The organism is Stenotrophomonas sp. 96582_Sma, from assembly GCF_056480905.1.
The window spans coordinates 3,674,891-3,690,266 of record NZ_CM151122.1; the positions used below are offsets into that span (position 1 = coordinate 3,674,891).

Annotated in this window: 10 protein-coding genes; 7 read left to right on the top strand and 3 right to left on the bottom strand. The window is 67.3% G+C overall.

Annotated features, from left to right (window positions below):
• The first annotated feature begins 7 nt into the window (after positions 1-7).
• Together hemE and mdtD are read left to right on the top strand one after the other, a co-directional pair.
• Positions 8-1,090, top strand: a complete 1,083-nt coding sequence (hemE, locus tag ACZK2R_RS17215) for a uroporphyrinogen decarboxylase (protein ID WP_032127799.1) — start codon at positions 8-10, stop codon at positions 1,088-1,090.
• 92 nt (positions 1,091-1,182) lie between these two features.
• The gene (gene mdtD / locus ACZK2R_RS17220; protein WP_010482759.1) at positions 1,183-2,592 is read left to right on the top strand and encodes a multidrug transporter subunit MdtD; all 1,410 of its coding nucleotides are present in this window, start codon (positions 1,183-1,185) and stop codon (positions 2,590-2,592) included.
• Between the two features lie 751 nt (positions 2,593-3,343).
• Here the strand turns inward: mdtD and ACZK2R_RS17225 are convergent.
• Both ACZK2R_RS17225 and ACZK2R_RS17230 read right to left on the bottom strand, forming a co-directional pair.
• Positions 3,344-6,871, bottom strand: coding sequence for a hybrid sensor histidine kinase/response regulator (locus ACZK2R_RS17225; RefSeq protein WP_107431908.1), 3,528 nt, complete (start codon positions 6,869-6,871; stop codon positions 3,344-3,346).
• A gap of 96 nt (positions 6,872-6,967) precedes the next feature.
• The gene (locus ACZK2R_RS17230) at positions 6,968-10,513 is read right to left on the bottom strand and encodes a hybrid sensor histidine kinase/response regulator (RefSeq protein ID WP_125895616.1); all 3,546 of its coding nucleotides are present in this window, start codon (positions 10,511-10,513) and stop codon (positions 6,968-6,970) included.
• A gap of 166 nt (positions 10,514-10,679) precedes the next feature.
• Here ACZK2R_RS17230 and ACZK2R_RS17235 point away from each other — a divergent pair, with 166 nt between their 5' ends.
• The 3 genes from ACZK2R_RS17235 to ACZK2R_RS17245 are packed head-to-tail and all read left to right on the top strand — an operon-like array spanning position 10,680 to position 12,471.
• Complete coding sequence (locus ACZK2R_RS17235) at positions 10,680-11,312, top strand: YceI family protein (RefSeq protein WP_032127796.1); 633 nt, start codon at positions 10,680-10,682, stop codon at positions 11,310-11,312.
• A 10-nt stretch (positions 11,313-11,322) separates the two neighbouring features.
• Positions 11,323-11,895 (top strand): cytochrome b, encoded by a 573-nt coding sequence (locus tag ACZK2R_RS17240; RefSeq protein WP_005410672.1) that lies wholly within the window; start codon positions 11,323-11,325, stop codon positions 11,893-11,895.
• 3 nt (positions 11,896-11,898) lie between these two features.
• Positions 11,899-12,471 (top strand): YceI family protein, encoded by a 573-nt coding sequence (locus tag ACZK2R_RS17245; protein WP_010482754.1) that lies wholly within the window; start codon positions 11,899-11,901, stop codon positions 12,469-12,471.
• Between the two features lie 60 nt (positions 12,472-12,531).
• On the opposite strand, the gene ACZK2R_RS17250 is transcribed toward ACZK2R_RS17245, so the two are convergent.
• On the bottom strand, positions 12,532-12,762 hold the full coding sequence (locus ACZK2R_RS17250; protein ID WP_032127830.1) for a glutaredoxin family protein: 231 nt from the start codon (positions 12,760-12,762) through the stop codon (positions 12,532-12,534).
• Between the two features lie 100 nt (positions 12,763-12,862).
• Between ACZK2R_RS17250 and ACZK2R_RS17255 the strand changes: the two genes are divergently transcribed.
• A complete protein-coding gene (locus ACZK2R_RS17255; RefSeq protein WP_024956918.1) occupies positions 12,863-14,245 on the top strand; it encodes an L-serine ammonia-lyase in 1,383 nt (460 codons plus the stop codon).
• Between the two features lie 122 nt (positions 14,246-14,367).
• On the top strand, positions 14,368-15,363 hold the full coding sequence (locus ACZK2R_RS17260; protein WP_180838343.1) for an alpha/beta fold hydrolase: 996 nt from the start codon (positions 14,368-14,370) through the stop codon (positions 15,361-15,363).
• The last annotated feature ends 13 nt before the right edge of the window (positions 15,364-15,376 follow it).

Sequence of the window (15,376 nt, forward strand, 5' to 3'; positions counted from 1 at the left end):
CCAAGGAATGCCCATCGTGACCAGCCCTCTCCGCAACGATCGCCTGCTGCGCGCCCTGCGCCGCGAACCGGTGGACTGCACCCCCGTCTGGCTGATGCGCCAGGCCGGACGCTACCTGCCGGAATACCGCGCGACCCGAGCCAAGGCCGGCAGCTTCCTGGCCATGGCCAAGAATCCGGAGATTGCCTGCGAGGTTACCCTGCAGCCGCTGCGCCGCTTCCCGCTGGATGCGGCCATCCTGTTCTCGGACATCCTCACCATTCCCGATGCGATGGGCCTGGAGCTGTACTTCGTCGAAGGCGAAGGCCCGAAGTTCCGCCACCCGGTGCGTGATGAAGCGGCCATCGCCAGGCTGGCGGTGCCGGACATGGAACAGGACCTGGGCTACGTGATGGACGCGGTGCGCCTGATCCGCCGTGAGCTGGACGGCCAGGTGCCGCTGATCGGTTTCTCCGGCAGCCCGTGGACGCTGGCCTGCTACATGGTGGAAGGCGGCGGCAGCAAGGACTTCGCGCGGATCAAGGCGATGGCACTGAACCATCCGCAGGCCCTGCACCGCCTGCTGGAGGTCACCACCGAGGCGGTGATCGCCTATCTCGGCGCGCAGCGCGCGGCCGGTGCACAGGCGCTGCAGGTATTCGATACCTGGGGTGGCGTGCTGTCGCCGTCGATGTACCGCGAGTTCTCGCTGCGCTACCTGCAGCGGATTGCCGAGGGCCTGGAGCGCGGCGAAGGCAACGAGCGCACCCCGCTGATCCTGTTCGGCAAGGGCACCGGCCTGCATCTGGAAGCGCTGTCGCAGACCGGTGCCGATGCGCTGGGCCTGGACTGGACGCTGGATCTGGACGAGGCGATGCGCCGCACCGGCGGCCGCGTCGCCCTGCAGGGCAACCTCGACCCGACCACCCTGTACGCCTCGCCGGATGCGATCGCCGCCGCAGCAGCACGCGTGCTCGACACCTATGCCGCCGGCAACGGTGGTTCGCGCGAGGGCCATGTGTTCAACCTCGGTCACGGCATGTCGCCGGACATGGACCCGGCGCACGTGCAGGTGCTGGTCGACGCAGTGCACGCGCACAGCCAGCGCTGAGCATTGCGCATGCGGTTGCGGCGCGATGTTGATCGCGCCGTGACCCGCAGTGCGCGATCATGGCGTCCCCCACGCTGCACCGGCCACACCCCATGTCTACATCGCCATCGACCTACAACCGCCAGCGCCCCCTGCTGTGGCTGGTTTCGTTGGCGATCTTCATGCAGATGCTGGACTCGACCATCGTCAACACGGCCTTGCCGGCGATGGCGGCCAGCCTGGGCGAAAGCCCGCTGCAGATGCAGTCGGTGGTGTTCAGCTACGCATTGGCGGTAGCCACCTTCATTCCCGCCTCAGGATGGATCGCCGACCGCTACGGCACGCGTCGTACCTTCCTGGTAGCGATCATCCTGTTCACCCTCGGCTCGCTGGCCTGCGCGCTGGCCCAGCACCTGCACCAGCTGGTTGGGGCACGTGTGCTGCAGGGTATCGGCGGTGCGATGCTGCTGCCGGTCGGCCGCCTGGCAGTGATGCGTTCGGTGCCACGCGAGGACTTCCTGCGCGCGATGAGCTTCATCGCCATCCCCGCGCTGGTCGGCCCGTTGATCGGCCCGACGTTGGGTGGCTGGCTGGTCGAGATCGCGTCGTGGCACTGGGTGTTCCTGATCAACCTGCCGATCGGCGTGATCGGTTTCATCGCCGCGATGAAGATCATGCCCGACCACTACGCCAGCCATCGCACCCGTTTCGACCTGCGCGGCTACATCATGCTGGCCTTTGCGATGGTGGTGCTGTCGCTGGCGCTGGACGGCATCTCCGGGCTCGGAACGCCACATGCACTGGTGATGCTGATGACCGTGGCCGGCCTGGCCGCACTGGTCGGTTACTGGCTGCATGCCGCCAACTCCACCGCGCCGTTGTTCTCGCTGGCCCTGTTCCGCGTGCCCAGCTACCGCATCGGCATCCTTGGCAACCTGTTCTCGCGCATCGGCAGCAGCGCCATGCCGATGCTGATCCCGTTGCTGCTGCAGGTCGGCCTGGGCCTTGGCCCGATGAACGCCGGCCTGATGATGGTGCCGGTGGCGGCGGCCGGCATGGTGTCGAAGAAGCTGGCGGTGAAGCTGGTCGAGCGCTACGGCTACCGCCGCGTGTTGATGGTCAACACCGTGCTGGTGGGCCTGGCGATGGCCAGCTTCATCCTGATGACACCCGGCCAGCACCTGGCCTGGCGCCTGCTGCAGCTGGCGTTCTTCGGCGCGGTCAATTCACTGCAGTTCACCGTGATGAACACCGTGACGCTGCGGGATCTGGACCGCGAGTTCGCCAGTTCCGGCAACAGCCTGCTGTCGATGGTGATGATGCTCGCCGCCGGTTTCGGTGCCGCGGCGGCCGGCAGCCTGCTGGCCGCGTTCGGCAATCACCTGGACAGCAACAGCGCCACCGCGGCACTGCATGCGACGTTCCTGTGCGTGGGCGCGATCACCCTGACCTCGACGATGATCTTCTGGCAGCTGCCCGACACCAAGCCGGAGCCACGGCAGGTCGAGCACGTCGCGGAGTGAGGGGGTTCGGCAGGGCTGCGCCCTGCACCCGCTAGAAGCCGCAGCAACAGCAAAAACCGGCTCTGTGAATGCTGTGCGCTGGGCGGTGCGGTGTGGGGCTTCAGGACACGCCGTAAACCCCGCTCCGCGGTCCGGCCCAGCCGCTGGCGGCTGGGCGTTCGGGCGCTCGCGAAGCAGTGCTTCGCAAGCAAAGCGCCTTCACCCCTGGGGGCTCGATGGCGCCATCCATGGCGTCAACGGTCCTGCAGCCCCACACCGCCCCACCCCCGACAGTTTCCCGGTGACGGTAAGTAGATCCACGCCATGCGTGGATGAAACTTCATCGAAATCGAATATTTCGATATCGGAAAGATCTGAGCCGAGCATGGCTCGGCTCTACAGAAAGCAACTGTCGGCACCTCGCGAGAATCTGTCGAAGGCGGGGTGGGTCCGGTTGCGGGGGCGTGAGCCGCATGGGCCCGAGGCATGCCTCGGGCGAGTTGGGCAGGAGGCCCAACCCCGGTCTTGCCGTGTGCGCAGGACAGCGCACACGAGCAAGCGGCGACCGAGCTTACATGGGTGAGGGCGCTTTGCTTGCGAAGCACCGCTTCGCAAGCGCCCGAACGCACAGCCGCCAGCGGCTGGGCCGGGCCCCGGAGGGGGACTTGCAGCGTCCCCCGCAACCGGACCCACCCCGCCATCCCACGGATTGCACGCTTTTGACGTTGACGTTGCTTCTGCAGGTGCAGGGCTGCAAGCCCTGCAATAATCCCTACCTTCCCATCACCCGGGCAATCGCTTCCACCAGCAGTTCCCCGGTCACCGGCTTGCGCAGGAAGCCACCGATGCCGGCCGCCTCCACCTGCTGCTGCAGGTCCGGGTCGGTACGCGCGGTCACCGCCAGCAGCGGCAGCATGTAGCCCTGGTTGCGCAGATGCTGGGCCAGCTCGAAGCCGCTCAGGCCCGGCAGGTCGAGATCCAGCAGGCCGACGTCGAAATCACCAGCACTGATCTCACGCAGTGCCGCCAGCGCATGGCCCGCATGTACCACCTCGTGCCCGCGCGCACTCAGCAGCCCGCGCACTACATCGGCCACAGTCGCGTCGTCCTCCACCAGCAGTACCCGCAATGGCGGCATGTTGGCCGCGTCCTCGCGGTGCGTTTCACCATCTGCTTCGGCATCGGCATCGACCACCATGGGCAACGGCAACGTCACGCCGAAGCAGGTGCCGCGACCGAGCTGGCTCTCCACCTGGATCCGCCCCTGCATCGCATGCGCCAGTTCGCGGCAGATCGCCAGGCCCAGGCCACTGCCGCCGTACTGCGCCGCGGTACGTGCACCATCGGCCTGCTCGAAGCGGCGGAACAGGCGTTGCTGTTGCTCCTGACTGATGCCGGGGCCGGTGTCGCGCACTTCGAAATGCAGCGATCGCAGCTCGGCGTCGCTGCGCGCGTGCAGGGTGATGGTGCCACGGCTGGTGAACTTGACCGCATTCGAAAGCAGGTTCAGCAGGATCTGCCGTACCCGCATCGCGTCGCCGGTGGCCTGCAGGCCGGGCGGCAACTGGTTGTCGAGGGTGAAGCGCAGGCCCTTCTGTGCAGCCAACGGGCCCATCAGCGCCGCTAGGTCCTGCAGCAGGCAGCTCAGCGCGAACGGCTTGGACTGCAACTCCAGACGGCCCGATTCGATCCGCGCCAGGTCCAGCGCATCGTTGACCAGATGCAGCAGGTGCTCGCCGGCATGGCGGATTGATTGTGTATAGCCGCGCTGCTGCGGATCCAGCGGTGAGGACAGCAGCAGCTCGCTCATGCCGAGCACACCGGTCATCGGCGTGCGGATCTCATGACCAAGGTTGGCCAGGAAGCGGGTCTTGGCCGCCGACGCCTGCTCGGCCAGCTCCTGCTTGTGCAGCGCCAGCTGATAGGCGTGGCGACGCTGCAGGCGGCGACGGTACAGCCAGGCGAACCAGCTGGTCAGCAGCAGCGCGAACGAGGCCAGCACCAGCAGGCCGGACAGGCTGCGCCACCACGGTGGCTGCACGCGGAATTCCAGGCTCTGCACCCGTGACCAGACATGGTCGGCCGACCGCGCCTGCACTTCCAGCCGATAGCTGCCCGGTGCCAGCCGCGAGAACAGGCGCTCACCGGCCGGTCCCACTTCCACCCAGTCCGGGTCATAGCCGGCCAGCCGGTAACGATAGGTATTGGACGCCGAATCGGCGAACGACAACAGGCGCGCGACGATGCGCAGATCGCGGTCGCCATCGGCGATCTGCAACGGCGTGTCGTGGGTGAGGTCCAGCACCTGCTCGTTGCGGCGCACCTCCACCCGCTCGATCACCAGCGGCGCACGCCGCATCGAGGGCCGCACCTGCTCCGGGTCGAACACCACCACACCGGCCGGCGTACCCGCCACCAGATGGCCGTCTCCCGACATCACCAGCGTGTGCTCGCGGAATTCCTGGCTCGGCAGGCCGTCATGCACGCCATACAGGCGCACGCTCTGGCCATCGGCGCCGATGCGCACCAGGCCACGCGCGCTGGTTGCCCACGCCACCCCCTGTGCATCGACCACCAGCCCCGAAGCGGAGATCGCCGGGTAGCCCTGCTCGGCACCGATCACGGCCTGCCGCTCCAGCCGGCCCTGGCTCCAGCGGTAGCGCGACAGGCGGCCATCCTCGGACAGCCAGACCTGGCCATCGCTGCCCACGTGCAGTGCATGGATCGCGGTCGCCGGTGCGCCCGGCACCGGCTGGAAGCGCTCGCTTTCCGGCAGCCACTGCAGCAGGCCTCGGCTGCTGGCCAGCCAGATATGGTCCTGCGGCCCGCATTCCACATCGAGATTGAGCTGGCCCTGCTGCAATCCGCGCTGGCCATTGTCCAGCTGGCGCCGCAGGCGCCCATCCAGATCGCGCTGCTGAAGACCCGACGGCAGCATCAGCCAGAGGCTGTCACCATCACAGGTCATCATCGATTCGATGACCCCTTCCATGGTCGCGTCGGCGCCGGCATCCCGGCCCCAGCGGCGCAGATCTCGCCGCTTCGGGTCGTAGCGCAGCAGCGCGTCGTTGGAGCCGATCCAGACCTGGCCGCGGCGATCCTCGCGCACCGAGGTCAGCCAGTGCATGCCGTTGACCCAGGTGCGGTGCTGTTCGATGCGGCCGGTCTTCGGATCGAAGCGGTCCAGCGCGCCGTGGCTGCCGACCGTCCAGATGCCGCCGTTGCTGGATGGGCTGGTACCCAGCACGAAGGCATTGCGCAGCGAGCGCGGGTCGTCCTCCAGCCGCGACAGCACCGAGAACTGCCACCAGCGCGGCAGCAGGTGCCACAGGCCGGCGTTGGTGCTGGCCAGCCAGATGCCCCCCTCGCGATCCTCGTAGGCGCCGGTCCAGTTCGGGCGTACCGGGCCACGCGCCACCGCGCTGTACAGCGGCACGGCCTGGTACTGGCCATCGACCGCGCGGCCAAGGCCGGTGCGGGTGTCCAGCCAGTGCCCGCCCTGCTCGTCGCGCAGCATCATGCCCAGCACCTGTTCGCCTTCGGGCAGCTTCCAGGACGGTGCCTCGAAACGACCATCGGGACGACGCACGATGGCACCGGCCATCGTGCTGATCCAGAGGCTGCCATCGGGCTCGGCCGTCAGGCCATTGATCAGCAGGCTGGGAACGATGCCGGCACCAACCCGTTCAAAGTCCGTGCCGGTCCAGCGCGCGACACCATGCTTGGTGCCGATCCACAGGCTGCCATCGGCCAGGGTTGCCAGATAAGGCACCGATGCGGCCGGCAGGCTGCGTGGGTTGTTCGCTTCGGGCAGGAAGCGCTGCAGCCGGTCCTGGTTGTCCAGGCGGTACAGACCACCTTCGTGGGTGCCGAACCAGACCGAACCATCCGGCGTGGTGGCCAGGCTCCAGACCGTGTTGGTGCCCATCAACGGCTGGCTGCTGCGGTCGTAGAAATGCAGCTGGCGGCGATCGGCCGACATCCGTACCAGGCCCGCGTTCTCGGTGCCGATCCAGAGCTGGTTGCGGGCATCGACCAGCACCGTCCAGATGCGGTTGTCGCGCAGGCCGTCTTCCGAGCGCCAGATCCGGTAGTTGCGCCCGTCGTAGCGGGCCAGACCGTCGTTGGTGGCGATCCAGAGGTAACCGTAACGATCCTCGGCCATGCGATTCACGGTATTGGACGGCAAGCCGTCGAACACCGTCACCTGGCGCGGGCTCGGTGGCACCGGCTGCGCCGCAGCGGGCGACAGGCAGCACAGGAGGACCAGCAGCAGCATCGCCGCCCGCAGATACACCACCGATTGCCTCCTCACGCTGCTTCTGATGATTCCCGCACTACGGGCGTCGGCATGGTAAACCGAAAGTCGCGCCGTTCACGCCCGGCACTGGCGCATTCAAAGGGCGGCTTGTCGTTTTGCGCGCGCCTGGGCAATGGCAGTCACCAGCATGTCACCGGTCACCGGCTTGCGCAGGAAGCCATCGAACCCGGCCGCCAGGACCTGGGTCTCGGCGTAGGCATCGGAGCGCGCGGTGACCGCCACCAAGGGGAGTTCATAGCCCATGGTGCGCAGCTGGCGAGCGATGGCGGTGCCGTCCAGCGCGGGCAGATCGAGATCGAGCAGGCCCACGTCAAAACCATCGGTGGCAATCTCCGAAAGCGCGCCCAGGCCATGCAGCACGTGCACCACGTCGTGGCCACGGCCACGCAGCAGGCCGGCGATGACCTCGGCCACGGTCGCGTCATCTTCCACCAGCAGGATGCGCAGCGGCGGCAGCACCGGCAGCACCGGCGACTCGCCCGGCGCATTGGCGGCCTGCCGGATCCAGGGCAGCGGCAACCACACCCGGAATCGCGCGCCCTTGCCCGGCTGGCTGTCCACTTCGATGCGTCCGTTCATGGCCACGGCCAGCTCCTGGCAGATCGCCAGGCCCAAACCGCTGCCGCCATAGCGCGACGCGGTGCGCGGGCCGTCCGCCTGTTCGAAGCGATGGAACAGGCGGTCCTGCTGTTCGGCGTTGATGCCCGGGCCGGTGTCATGCACTTCGAAGCAGAGTCCGCCACCGTTCTCTTCCAGGCGCACGGCAAGGCCGACGTGCCCGCGCTCGGTGAACTTGATTGCATTGCCCAGCAGGTTGAGCAGGATCTGCCGCACGCGCATCTCGTCGCCGCTGACGCTGATCGGCCCCGGCGGATCGCCCCCACGCTGGAACCCCAGGTTGCGCTGCTTCGCCATCGGCTCCATCAACGCCTGCACCTGGTCGAGCAGGCCAGCCAGATCGAACGGGCGCAGGTCGAGCTCCAGCCGGCCTGCCTCGATGCGGGCCAGATCCAGTGCGTCATTGACCAGCCGCAGCAGGTGGCTGCCAGCCTGCTGGATCGAGCCTGCATAGCTGCGCTGCACCGCATCCAGCGGGGTGGCCAGCAGCAACTCGCTCATGCCGAGCACACCGGTCATCGGCGTGCGCACCTCATGGCCCAGCGTGGCCAGGAACCGGCTCTTGGCCTGGGAGGCCTGCTCTGCCAGTTGCTGCTTGTGCACGGTCAACTGCCATTGCTGGCGGCGGCGCAGGCGCGCACGGATCGACCACACCAGGATAAGCAGCAGCAGCGAGCCGATCAGCAGGTAGCCGAAGATCGCCATGCCGCTGCGCCACCAGGGTGGCAGCACCTTCACCTGCAACCGCTGTGAAGGCGTCCACGTGCCACTGGCCGTTGCCGCCTGGACTTCAATGACGTAGCTGCCGGTCGGCAGCCGCGACAGCGTGCGCTGGCCGTCACCGCCCTGCTCCACCCAGTTCTGGTCGTAGCCCTGCACCCGGAAGCGGTAACGGTTGCCCTGCGGATTGGCATAGGAAAGCAGTCGCGCATCGATCTGCAGATCACGATCATCCGGCCCCAGCAACAGCGTGCCGGTGGTCGGCAGCGGTTGCCAGCCGCGAGCATCATCGCGCCGCACGCGGACCTCGGCGATCACCAGCGACGACGGCGGCAGCACCGCATCGGCAGCATTCACATCGAACACGACCAGGCCGGTCTGGGCCACCGCGAGCACGCGACCATCGGCATTCACCGCCGGCGGCCTGCTGGTGAACTCGGCGTCGGGCAGGCCATCGCGTTCGTTGAACTGCTGCAGGCGGCGCGTCTTCGGGTCCCACCGCAGCAGGCCACGTGGCGTGGTCGCCCACAGGCGGCCGTCTTCGGCCAGCGCCAGTCCTCCCATGCTGACCGAGGGTACGCCAGCACTGCCATCGATGCGCTGGATCAGGCGCAGGCTCATGCCATCCCATTGGTAGCGTTCCAGCGCCCCCTGCCGGGCCAGCCACAGCTGCTGCGGATCCACCCACACCAGATCGTAGATCAACCCGCGCGAAACGCCCGGCACCGCTTCGAAGCGCCCGGCCTGTTCACGCCAGATCCCCATGTCGCCCATCACCCAGGCCTTCCCCTGTGCATCAAAGCGGATCTGCTCAACCGGTGAATCGGCGGTCTTGCGGAGATCCTCCAGCGGGTAACTACGCAGCACGCGGCCATCGGCGCTGCGCTGCTGCAGGCCCAGGTTCATCACCGACAGCCAGACCGTGCCATCGGGGGCCTGCCGCATCAGATCGATGCGCTGGCGCAGATCGGCTCCCCCATCGATATGCCAATCGTGCAGCGCGCGGGTGGCCGGGTCGTACACGCTGATGCGGCCGGCACGCCCCAGCCACAGGCGCCCGTCCGGCCGCGGCAGCACCGACCACACCGCCCCGCTGCCGATCTCGCGATCGCTGGCCAGCAACTTCAGTACTCCCTGCGCGTCCAGCTGGTACACGCCATGCGCTGAGCCGACGTAGTAATTCCGGCCATCACTGGCTGCACTCAGCAGGTACTGGCTGTCCAGCGGCTTGCCGTCAAGCTGGTTCCAGATCGAAAACCGGCGCCAGTCCGGCGGCAGGTAGGCCAGGCCCTGGGTCAGCAGCGCCACCCACAATCCGCCCTCATGGTCCTGCATCAGATCAAGCACACCGCTCTGGGCAGTGAGGAAGCCACTGCCGCGGTCGCCGTCGAGCCGCCGCAGCATGCTGGCATCTCCACGCAACAGGCCATCGGAGGTGCCCGCCCAGTAACCGCCCTGGCGATCGGCCAGCACCAGTGCCGAACGCAGGTGTGCACTGTCGGCCCAGCGCGGACGGCTGACCCGGTCCTGCGCGTCGATACGGTAGAGGCCGTCATTCTGGCTGCCGGCCCAGATCGAGCCATCGGGGTCGCGGCTCAGCCGCAATACACTAAGCGCCCCCAGTTCGCGCGGCGCGACAGCCTCGAATCCAGTCCCGTTCCAGCGCGCAATGCCCGCCTCGGTGCCGATCCACAGTCGCCCCTGCGCATCGACCAGGCTGCTGTAGATGGTATTGCTGGGCAACCCGCCAGGACGGGCCGGATCATGCTCGAAGAAGCGCAGGCTGCCGTCTTCACCGAAACGGCAGACGCCATGGCCACTGGTGCCGATCCACAGTGCATCCTCGGCGTAGGCCAGCGTCCAGAACTGGCTCATGCAGGGGCCGTTGACCGCATCGAAGGTCTTGAAGCGTTCGCGGTCGGCATCCAGCCGGGCCACGCCCTTGCCATTGATGCCGACCCAGACGCGGTCCAGGGGATCGACCAGCAGGGTCTCGATCTCGTTGCCGGGCAGCGAGCCCGGCTGCTCCGGATCATGTTCCCAGACCCGCAGGTTGCCGCCGTCATAGCGCACCAGGCCACCATCGGTGGCCGCCCAGATATGGCCCTGGCGGTCCTCGGCCAGCGCCAGCACCATGCGCGAGGGCATGCCTTCAGCTGCACCGAAACGGCGCAGGCGCGGTGTTTCCGCCATGTCGAGGGCCGTGGCCGCCGTGGCGAACGCCATCAGCAGCAGCCCCATTCCCGCGATGCCTCGGCACCACAGGCGCCAACCGCTCGTCATCCTGAACCCCCCTGTCCTGTCCCGATTGTCACACAGGGCCGGGTTCATGGCTGCAACAGCCTGTTTCCACCGGTGGACCCACCACGAACTGTTGCAGCCATGCACGCAACGTTGGCGGGGGGCTGTGCGTATGATCGCAACGTCCCCCTTCCGGAGCCCGCCATCGATGCGTCCCTGCCTGGCCCTGCTGCCGATGCTGCTCGCCACCGCCCCCGCCTGGGCGGATGCAGATACCTATCGCCTCGATCCGGTGCATACGCGTGTGCTGTTCACCATCGACCACGCGGGTTACTCGCAGGCGATGGGGACGGTCTCCGGCAGTGAGGGCCGCCTGCAGTTCGATCCCGACAACTGGCGCGAGGCCACACTGGATGTCGAGGTCCCCGTGTCGCGATTGGACCTAGGTGATGCCAAATGGAACCAGGCCACGCTGGCCCGCAGCCTTCTGGATGGCGAGCGTTTCCCGAAGGCACATTTCGTCTCCAGCCGGGTCGAACCGATCGATGCCAAGCGTGCGCACGTGATCGGTACCCTGACCCTGCGCGGCGTCAGCCAGGAAGTCACCCTGGACGTGACCCTCAACGCCATCAAGCGCTACCCCCTTCCCCCGTTCCGACGCACCGCCGGTTTTTCCGCCAGCACCACGCTGAGCCGGCGCGCGTTCGGCATCACCGCCTGGCCGGGCGTCATCGGTGATGCAGTACAGCTGAGGATCGAGGCTGAAGCCACCCTCGACCGCAGCGACGCCCCGGGAACTCCCGCTCCCGTTCCGCACTCCGACCCCAAGACGGCCCGCTAGAGGACCTTTCATGACCGCCAAGAACACCCCCGCCGCCTGGGGGAGTGTCAGCCAGATCCTGCATTGGTTGATCGCACTGCTGATCCTCGCCCTGGGCGTGGTCGGCCTGACCATGGGCGAACTGCCCAAGACGCCCAAGTACTTCTGGGTCTACACCGCACACAAGTCGATCGGCATCACCGTACTGGCGCTGGTGCTGTTCCGCCTCGGCTGGCGCCTGTACGCCGGCGCCCCCAAGCCGGTGCCGGGCGTGCCCAGCTGGCAGGAGCGCATCGCAAGCGCCACCCACGTGCTGTTGTATGTGCTGATGTTCGCCATCCCGCTGTCGGGCTGGCTGTACGACTCGGCCAGTGGCCTGCGCCCGTTCCGCTGGTTCGGCCTGGTGGATGTGCCCAAGCTGAGTGGCCCGGATCCGCAGGTCGTCGCGGTGTCCCACGCCATCCACGAATACGGCTTCTGGCTGTTGATCGCGGTGGTGCTGGCCCATGCCGGCGCTGCCTTCTACCACCACCTGTTCCAGCGCGATGCAACGCTGTCCCGCATGTTGCCGCGCGGCTGGCTCGCCTCCCCTCAGAAGGACTGACCGATGAACCTGAAACTGACCACTCCGGCCGCCGTGGCCGCCGCCCTGGCCGGCATGCTGGCCACCGCCCCGGCGCTCGCCGCGGACTACGCGCAGGCCCCCGGCGCCGGCTCGATCCTGGTGTTCGCCACCAAGTACGACGGCGAAGTGTTCACCGGCAGCTTCCCGGGCTTTGCCACCAAGCTCAGCTTCGACCCGGCCAACCCGGCCGCCGGTTCGCTGGACGTGGTGATTCCGCTGGCCGGTGCCAAGAGCGGCAACAGCGACCGCGACTCGACCCTGCAGACCGCCGACTTCTTCAACGTCGGCAAGTTCGCCACTGCGCGTTACACCGCCAAGGGCTTCCGTGCGGTGGGCAACGACCAGTTCGCCGCCGACGGCACGCTGGAGCTGCGCGGCGTCAGCAAGCCGGTCACCCTTACCTTCACCTGGAAGCCGGGCACCCAGCCGGTGTTGACCGGCAAGGCCACCGTCAAGCGCCTGGACTTCGGCGTCGGCAGCGGTGACTGGGCCGACACCAAGACCATCCCGGACGAAACCGCGATCAGCACGATCGTGAAGTTCGACGCGAAATGATCAACAGGCCGGGGCACCGCCCCGGCCATCATCTCCGGTGGTGCCGGCCAGCGGCCGGCACTACCGTTCGACGGCCAGCCAGGCTTGAACCGCAGCCGCGTCGAACGGCCAGTCCAGCTCACGGTCGCCGCGCTCGTCGCGCAGCACCGGCACCCGCGCGCCGTAGCGCGATTCCAGCGCTGGCTGGTCATCCAGGAACACCGATTCGAATTCCGGCGCCCGGGCCTTGGCCAGCTCGGCCAGCGCCATGTCGCACAGGTGGCAGTCGTCACGCTGGAACAGAGTCAACACCGGCAGGGTCCCCTTGGTGGAAATGCTGCGCCGCAGCCATTGAAGTGCGGCGTGAACCGCTAGAATAGCGGTCTCTTCCGGTACCCGCAGTACGGCAACCATGGCTGTCAGCACGTTCGACGTTTTCAAGATCGGCATTGGCCCGAGCTCCTCGCACACCGTCGGGCCGATGAAGGCCGCCGAGCGATTCATCCACCGCTGGCTGCTCGACCCGGGCCGCCTGCACGAGGTCGCGCGCATCCGCGCCGATGTCTATGGCTCGCTGGCGCTGACCGGCCGCGGCCATGGTACCGACAAGGCGATCCTGCTCGGCCTGGAAGGGCAGCGGCCGAACCTGATCGACCCGGACATCATCCCGGCCACGCTGGAGCGCATCCGCAGCAGCAAGCGCATCCAGCTGATGGGCCAGCACGAGATCGCCTTCGACGAAAAGCGCGACCTCGGCATGAACAAGCGCCAGAAGCTGCCGTACCACACCAACGGCATGCGCTTCACCGCGTACAACGCCGAGGACGAAGTAATTGCCACCCGCGATTACTACTCGGTCGGTGGCGGCTTCGTGGTCAACCAGGACGACGCGGCCGATGACCGCATCGTGCCCGACGAGACCCCGCTGCCCTACCCGTTCAAGAGCGGCGACGAGCTGCTGGCGCAGACCGCACGCAGCGGCCTGAGCATTGCCCAGTTGATGTTCGAGAACGAGAAGTGCTGGCGCAGCGAAGACGAGATCCGCGCCAACCTGCGCGAGATCTGGAGCGCGATGCAGTCGTGCGTCGCGCGTGGCATCCGCGAGGAAGGCGTGCTGCCGGGTGGCCTGAAGGTCGGCCGTCGTGCACCGGCGCTGTACCGCGAGCTGTCGTCGAAGCCGGAAGCGGCGATGCGCGATCCGCTGACCACGCTGGACTGGGTCAACCTGTACGCACTGGCGGTGAACGAAGAAAACGCCGCCGGTGGTCGCGTGGTGACCGCGCCGACCAACGGTGCAGCCGGCGTGCTGCCGGCGGTGCTGCATTACTTCGACCGTTTCTGCCCGGGCGCCAACGAGCAGCGCGTGTTCGACTTCCTGCTGACCTCGGCGGCGATCGGCATCCTGTACAAGGAAAACGCTTCGATTTCCGGTGCCGAAGTGGGTTGCCAGGGCGAAGTGGGCGTGGCCTGCTCGATGGCGGCCGGCGGCCTGGTCGCGGCGCTGGGCGGCAACCCGAGCCAGATCGAGAATGCTGCGGAAATCGGCATGGAACACAACCTGGGCCTGACCTGCGACCCGATCGGCGGCCTGGTGCAGATCCCGTGCATCGAGCGCAATGCGATGGGTGCGGTGAAGGCGATCAATGCCTCGCGCATGGCGATGCGCGGCGACGGCAAGCACAAGGTGTCGCTGGACAAGGTGATCAAGACCATGCGCGATACCGGCCGCGACATGCAGGACAAGTACAAGGAAACCAGCCGCGGTGGCCTGGCGGTGAACGTCATCGAGTGCTGATGGCCGCAGCCAGGCATGGCCTGGCTCTACCCTGCAGCCGGGCATGAGCCCGGCTCAACATCGGACGACACCGTCACCGCGTTCCGGTTAGGCTCGGGGCTCCCCTGCCCCGGATTGGCCCCATGCGCGTGATCGCTGCTGCCCTGCTTGCCTGCCTGCCGCTGCCTGCCTTGGCCGCGCCCACCTACGGGCCGCGGCTGGAGGGTTTCGACTACGGCTATCCGGTGAAGATCTTCGCACTGGAGTCGCAGCGGCAGCCACTGGAAATGGCCTATCTGGATGTCCTGCCCAAGCGCCGCGCCATCGGTGTGGTGGTGCTGCTGCACGGCAAGAATTTCTGCGCAGCCACCTGGCAGCAGACCATCGCACCGCTGCTGAACGCCGGTTACCGGGTGATCGCCCCGGACCAGGTGGGCTTCTGCAAATCCAGCAAGCCCGAACGCTACCAGTATTCGTTCGCGCAGCTGGCCGCCAACACCCATGCCCTGCTGCAACAGCTGCAACTTGGTGATGTACCGGTGCACCTGGTCGGTCATTCGATGGGCGGCATGCTGGCGGTGCGCTACGCGCTGATGTTCCCGCAGGACCTGCGGAGCCTGTCACTGGTCAATCCAATCGGGCTGGAAGACTGGAAGGCGCTGGGTGTTCCCTGGCGCAGCGTGGACACGTGGTACGCCGGCGAAATGAACATCAGCTATGACAGCATCCGCCGCTACCAGCTGGACGTGTACTACGACGGCAAATGGAAGCCGGCGTATGAACCGTGGGCGCGGATGCAGTCGGGCATGTATGAAGGCCCGGGCAAGCAGGTCGTTGCGTGGAGCCAGGCACTGGCATCGGACATGGTGTTCAACCAGCCGGTGGTCTACGAACTGAAGAATCTGCAGGTGCCGACCACGTTGTTCATCGGCCAGAAGGACCGCACCGCGATCGGCCGTGACCTGGCGCCGCCTGCGGTGAAGGCGACGCTGGGCAATTATCCGGTGCTGGGCAGAGCAGCGGCCGCGGCCATTCCGGGCGCGACGCTGGTCGAGTTCGCCGAACTGGGCCATTCGCCGCAGGTGCAGGACCCGAAGCAGTTCAATGCGGCATTGTTGAAGGCGTTGAGGTCGCGTTGAGATTGCGGGCCCG

Coding starts and splice junctions, on each gene's coding strand:
- ACZK2R_RS17240 (WP_005410672.1), top strand. CDS start 11,323: ATGACCGCCAAGAACACCCCCGCCGCCTGGGGGAGTGTCAGCCAGATC.
- hemE (WP_032127799.1), top strand. CDS start 8: ATGCCCATCGTGACCAGCCCTCTCCGCAACGATCGCCTGCTGCGCGCC.
- ACZK2R_RS17245 (WP_010482754.1), top strand. CDS start 11,899: ATGAACCTGAAACTGACCACTCCGGCCGCCGTGGCCGCCGCCCTGGCC.
- ACZK2R_RS17260 (WP_180838343.1), top strand. CDS start 14,368: ATGCGCGTGATCGCTGCTGCCCTGCTTGCCTGCCTGCCGCTGCCTGCC.
- ACZK2R_RS17235 (WP_032127796.1), top strand. CDS start 10,680: ATGCGTCCCTGCCTGGCCCTGCTGCCGATGCTGCTCGCCACCGCCCCC.
- mdtD (WP_010482759.1), top strand. CDS start 1,183: ATGTCTACATCGCCATCGACCTACAACCGCCAGCGCCCCCTGCTGTGG.
- ACZK2R_RS17255 (WP_024956918.1), top strand. CDS start 12,863: ATGGCTGTCAGCACGTTCGACGTTTTCAAGATCGGCATTGGCCCGAGC.
- ACZK2R_RS17230 (WP_125895616.1), bottom strand. CDS start 10,513: ATGACGAGCGGTTGGCGCCTGTGGTGCCGAGGCATCGCGGGAATGGGG.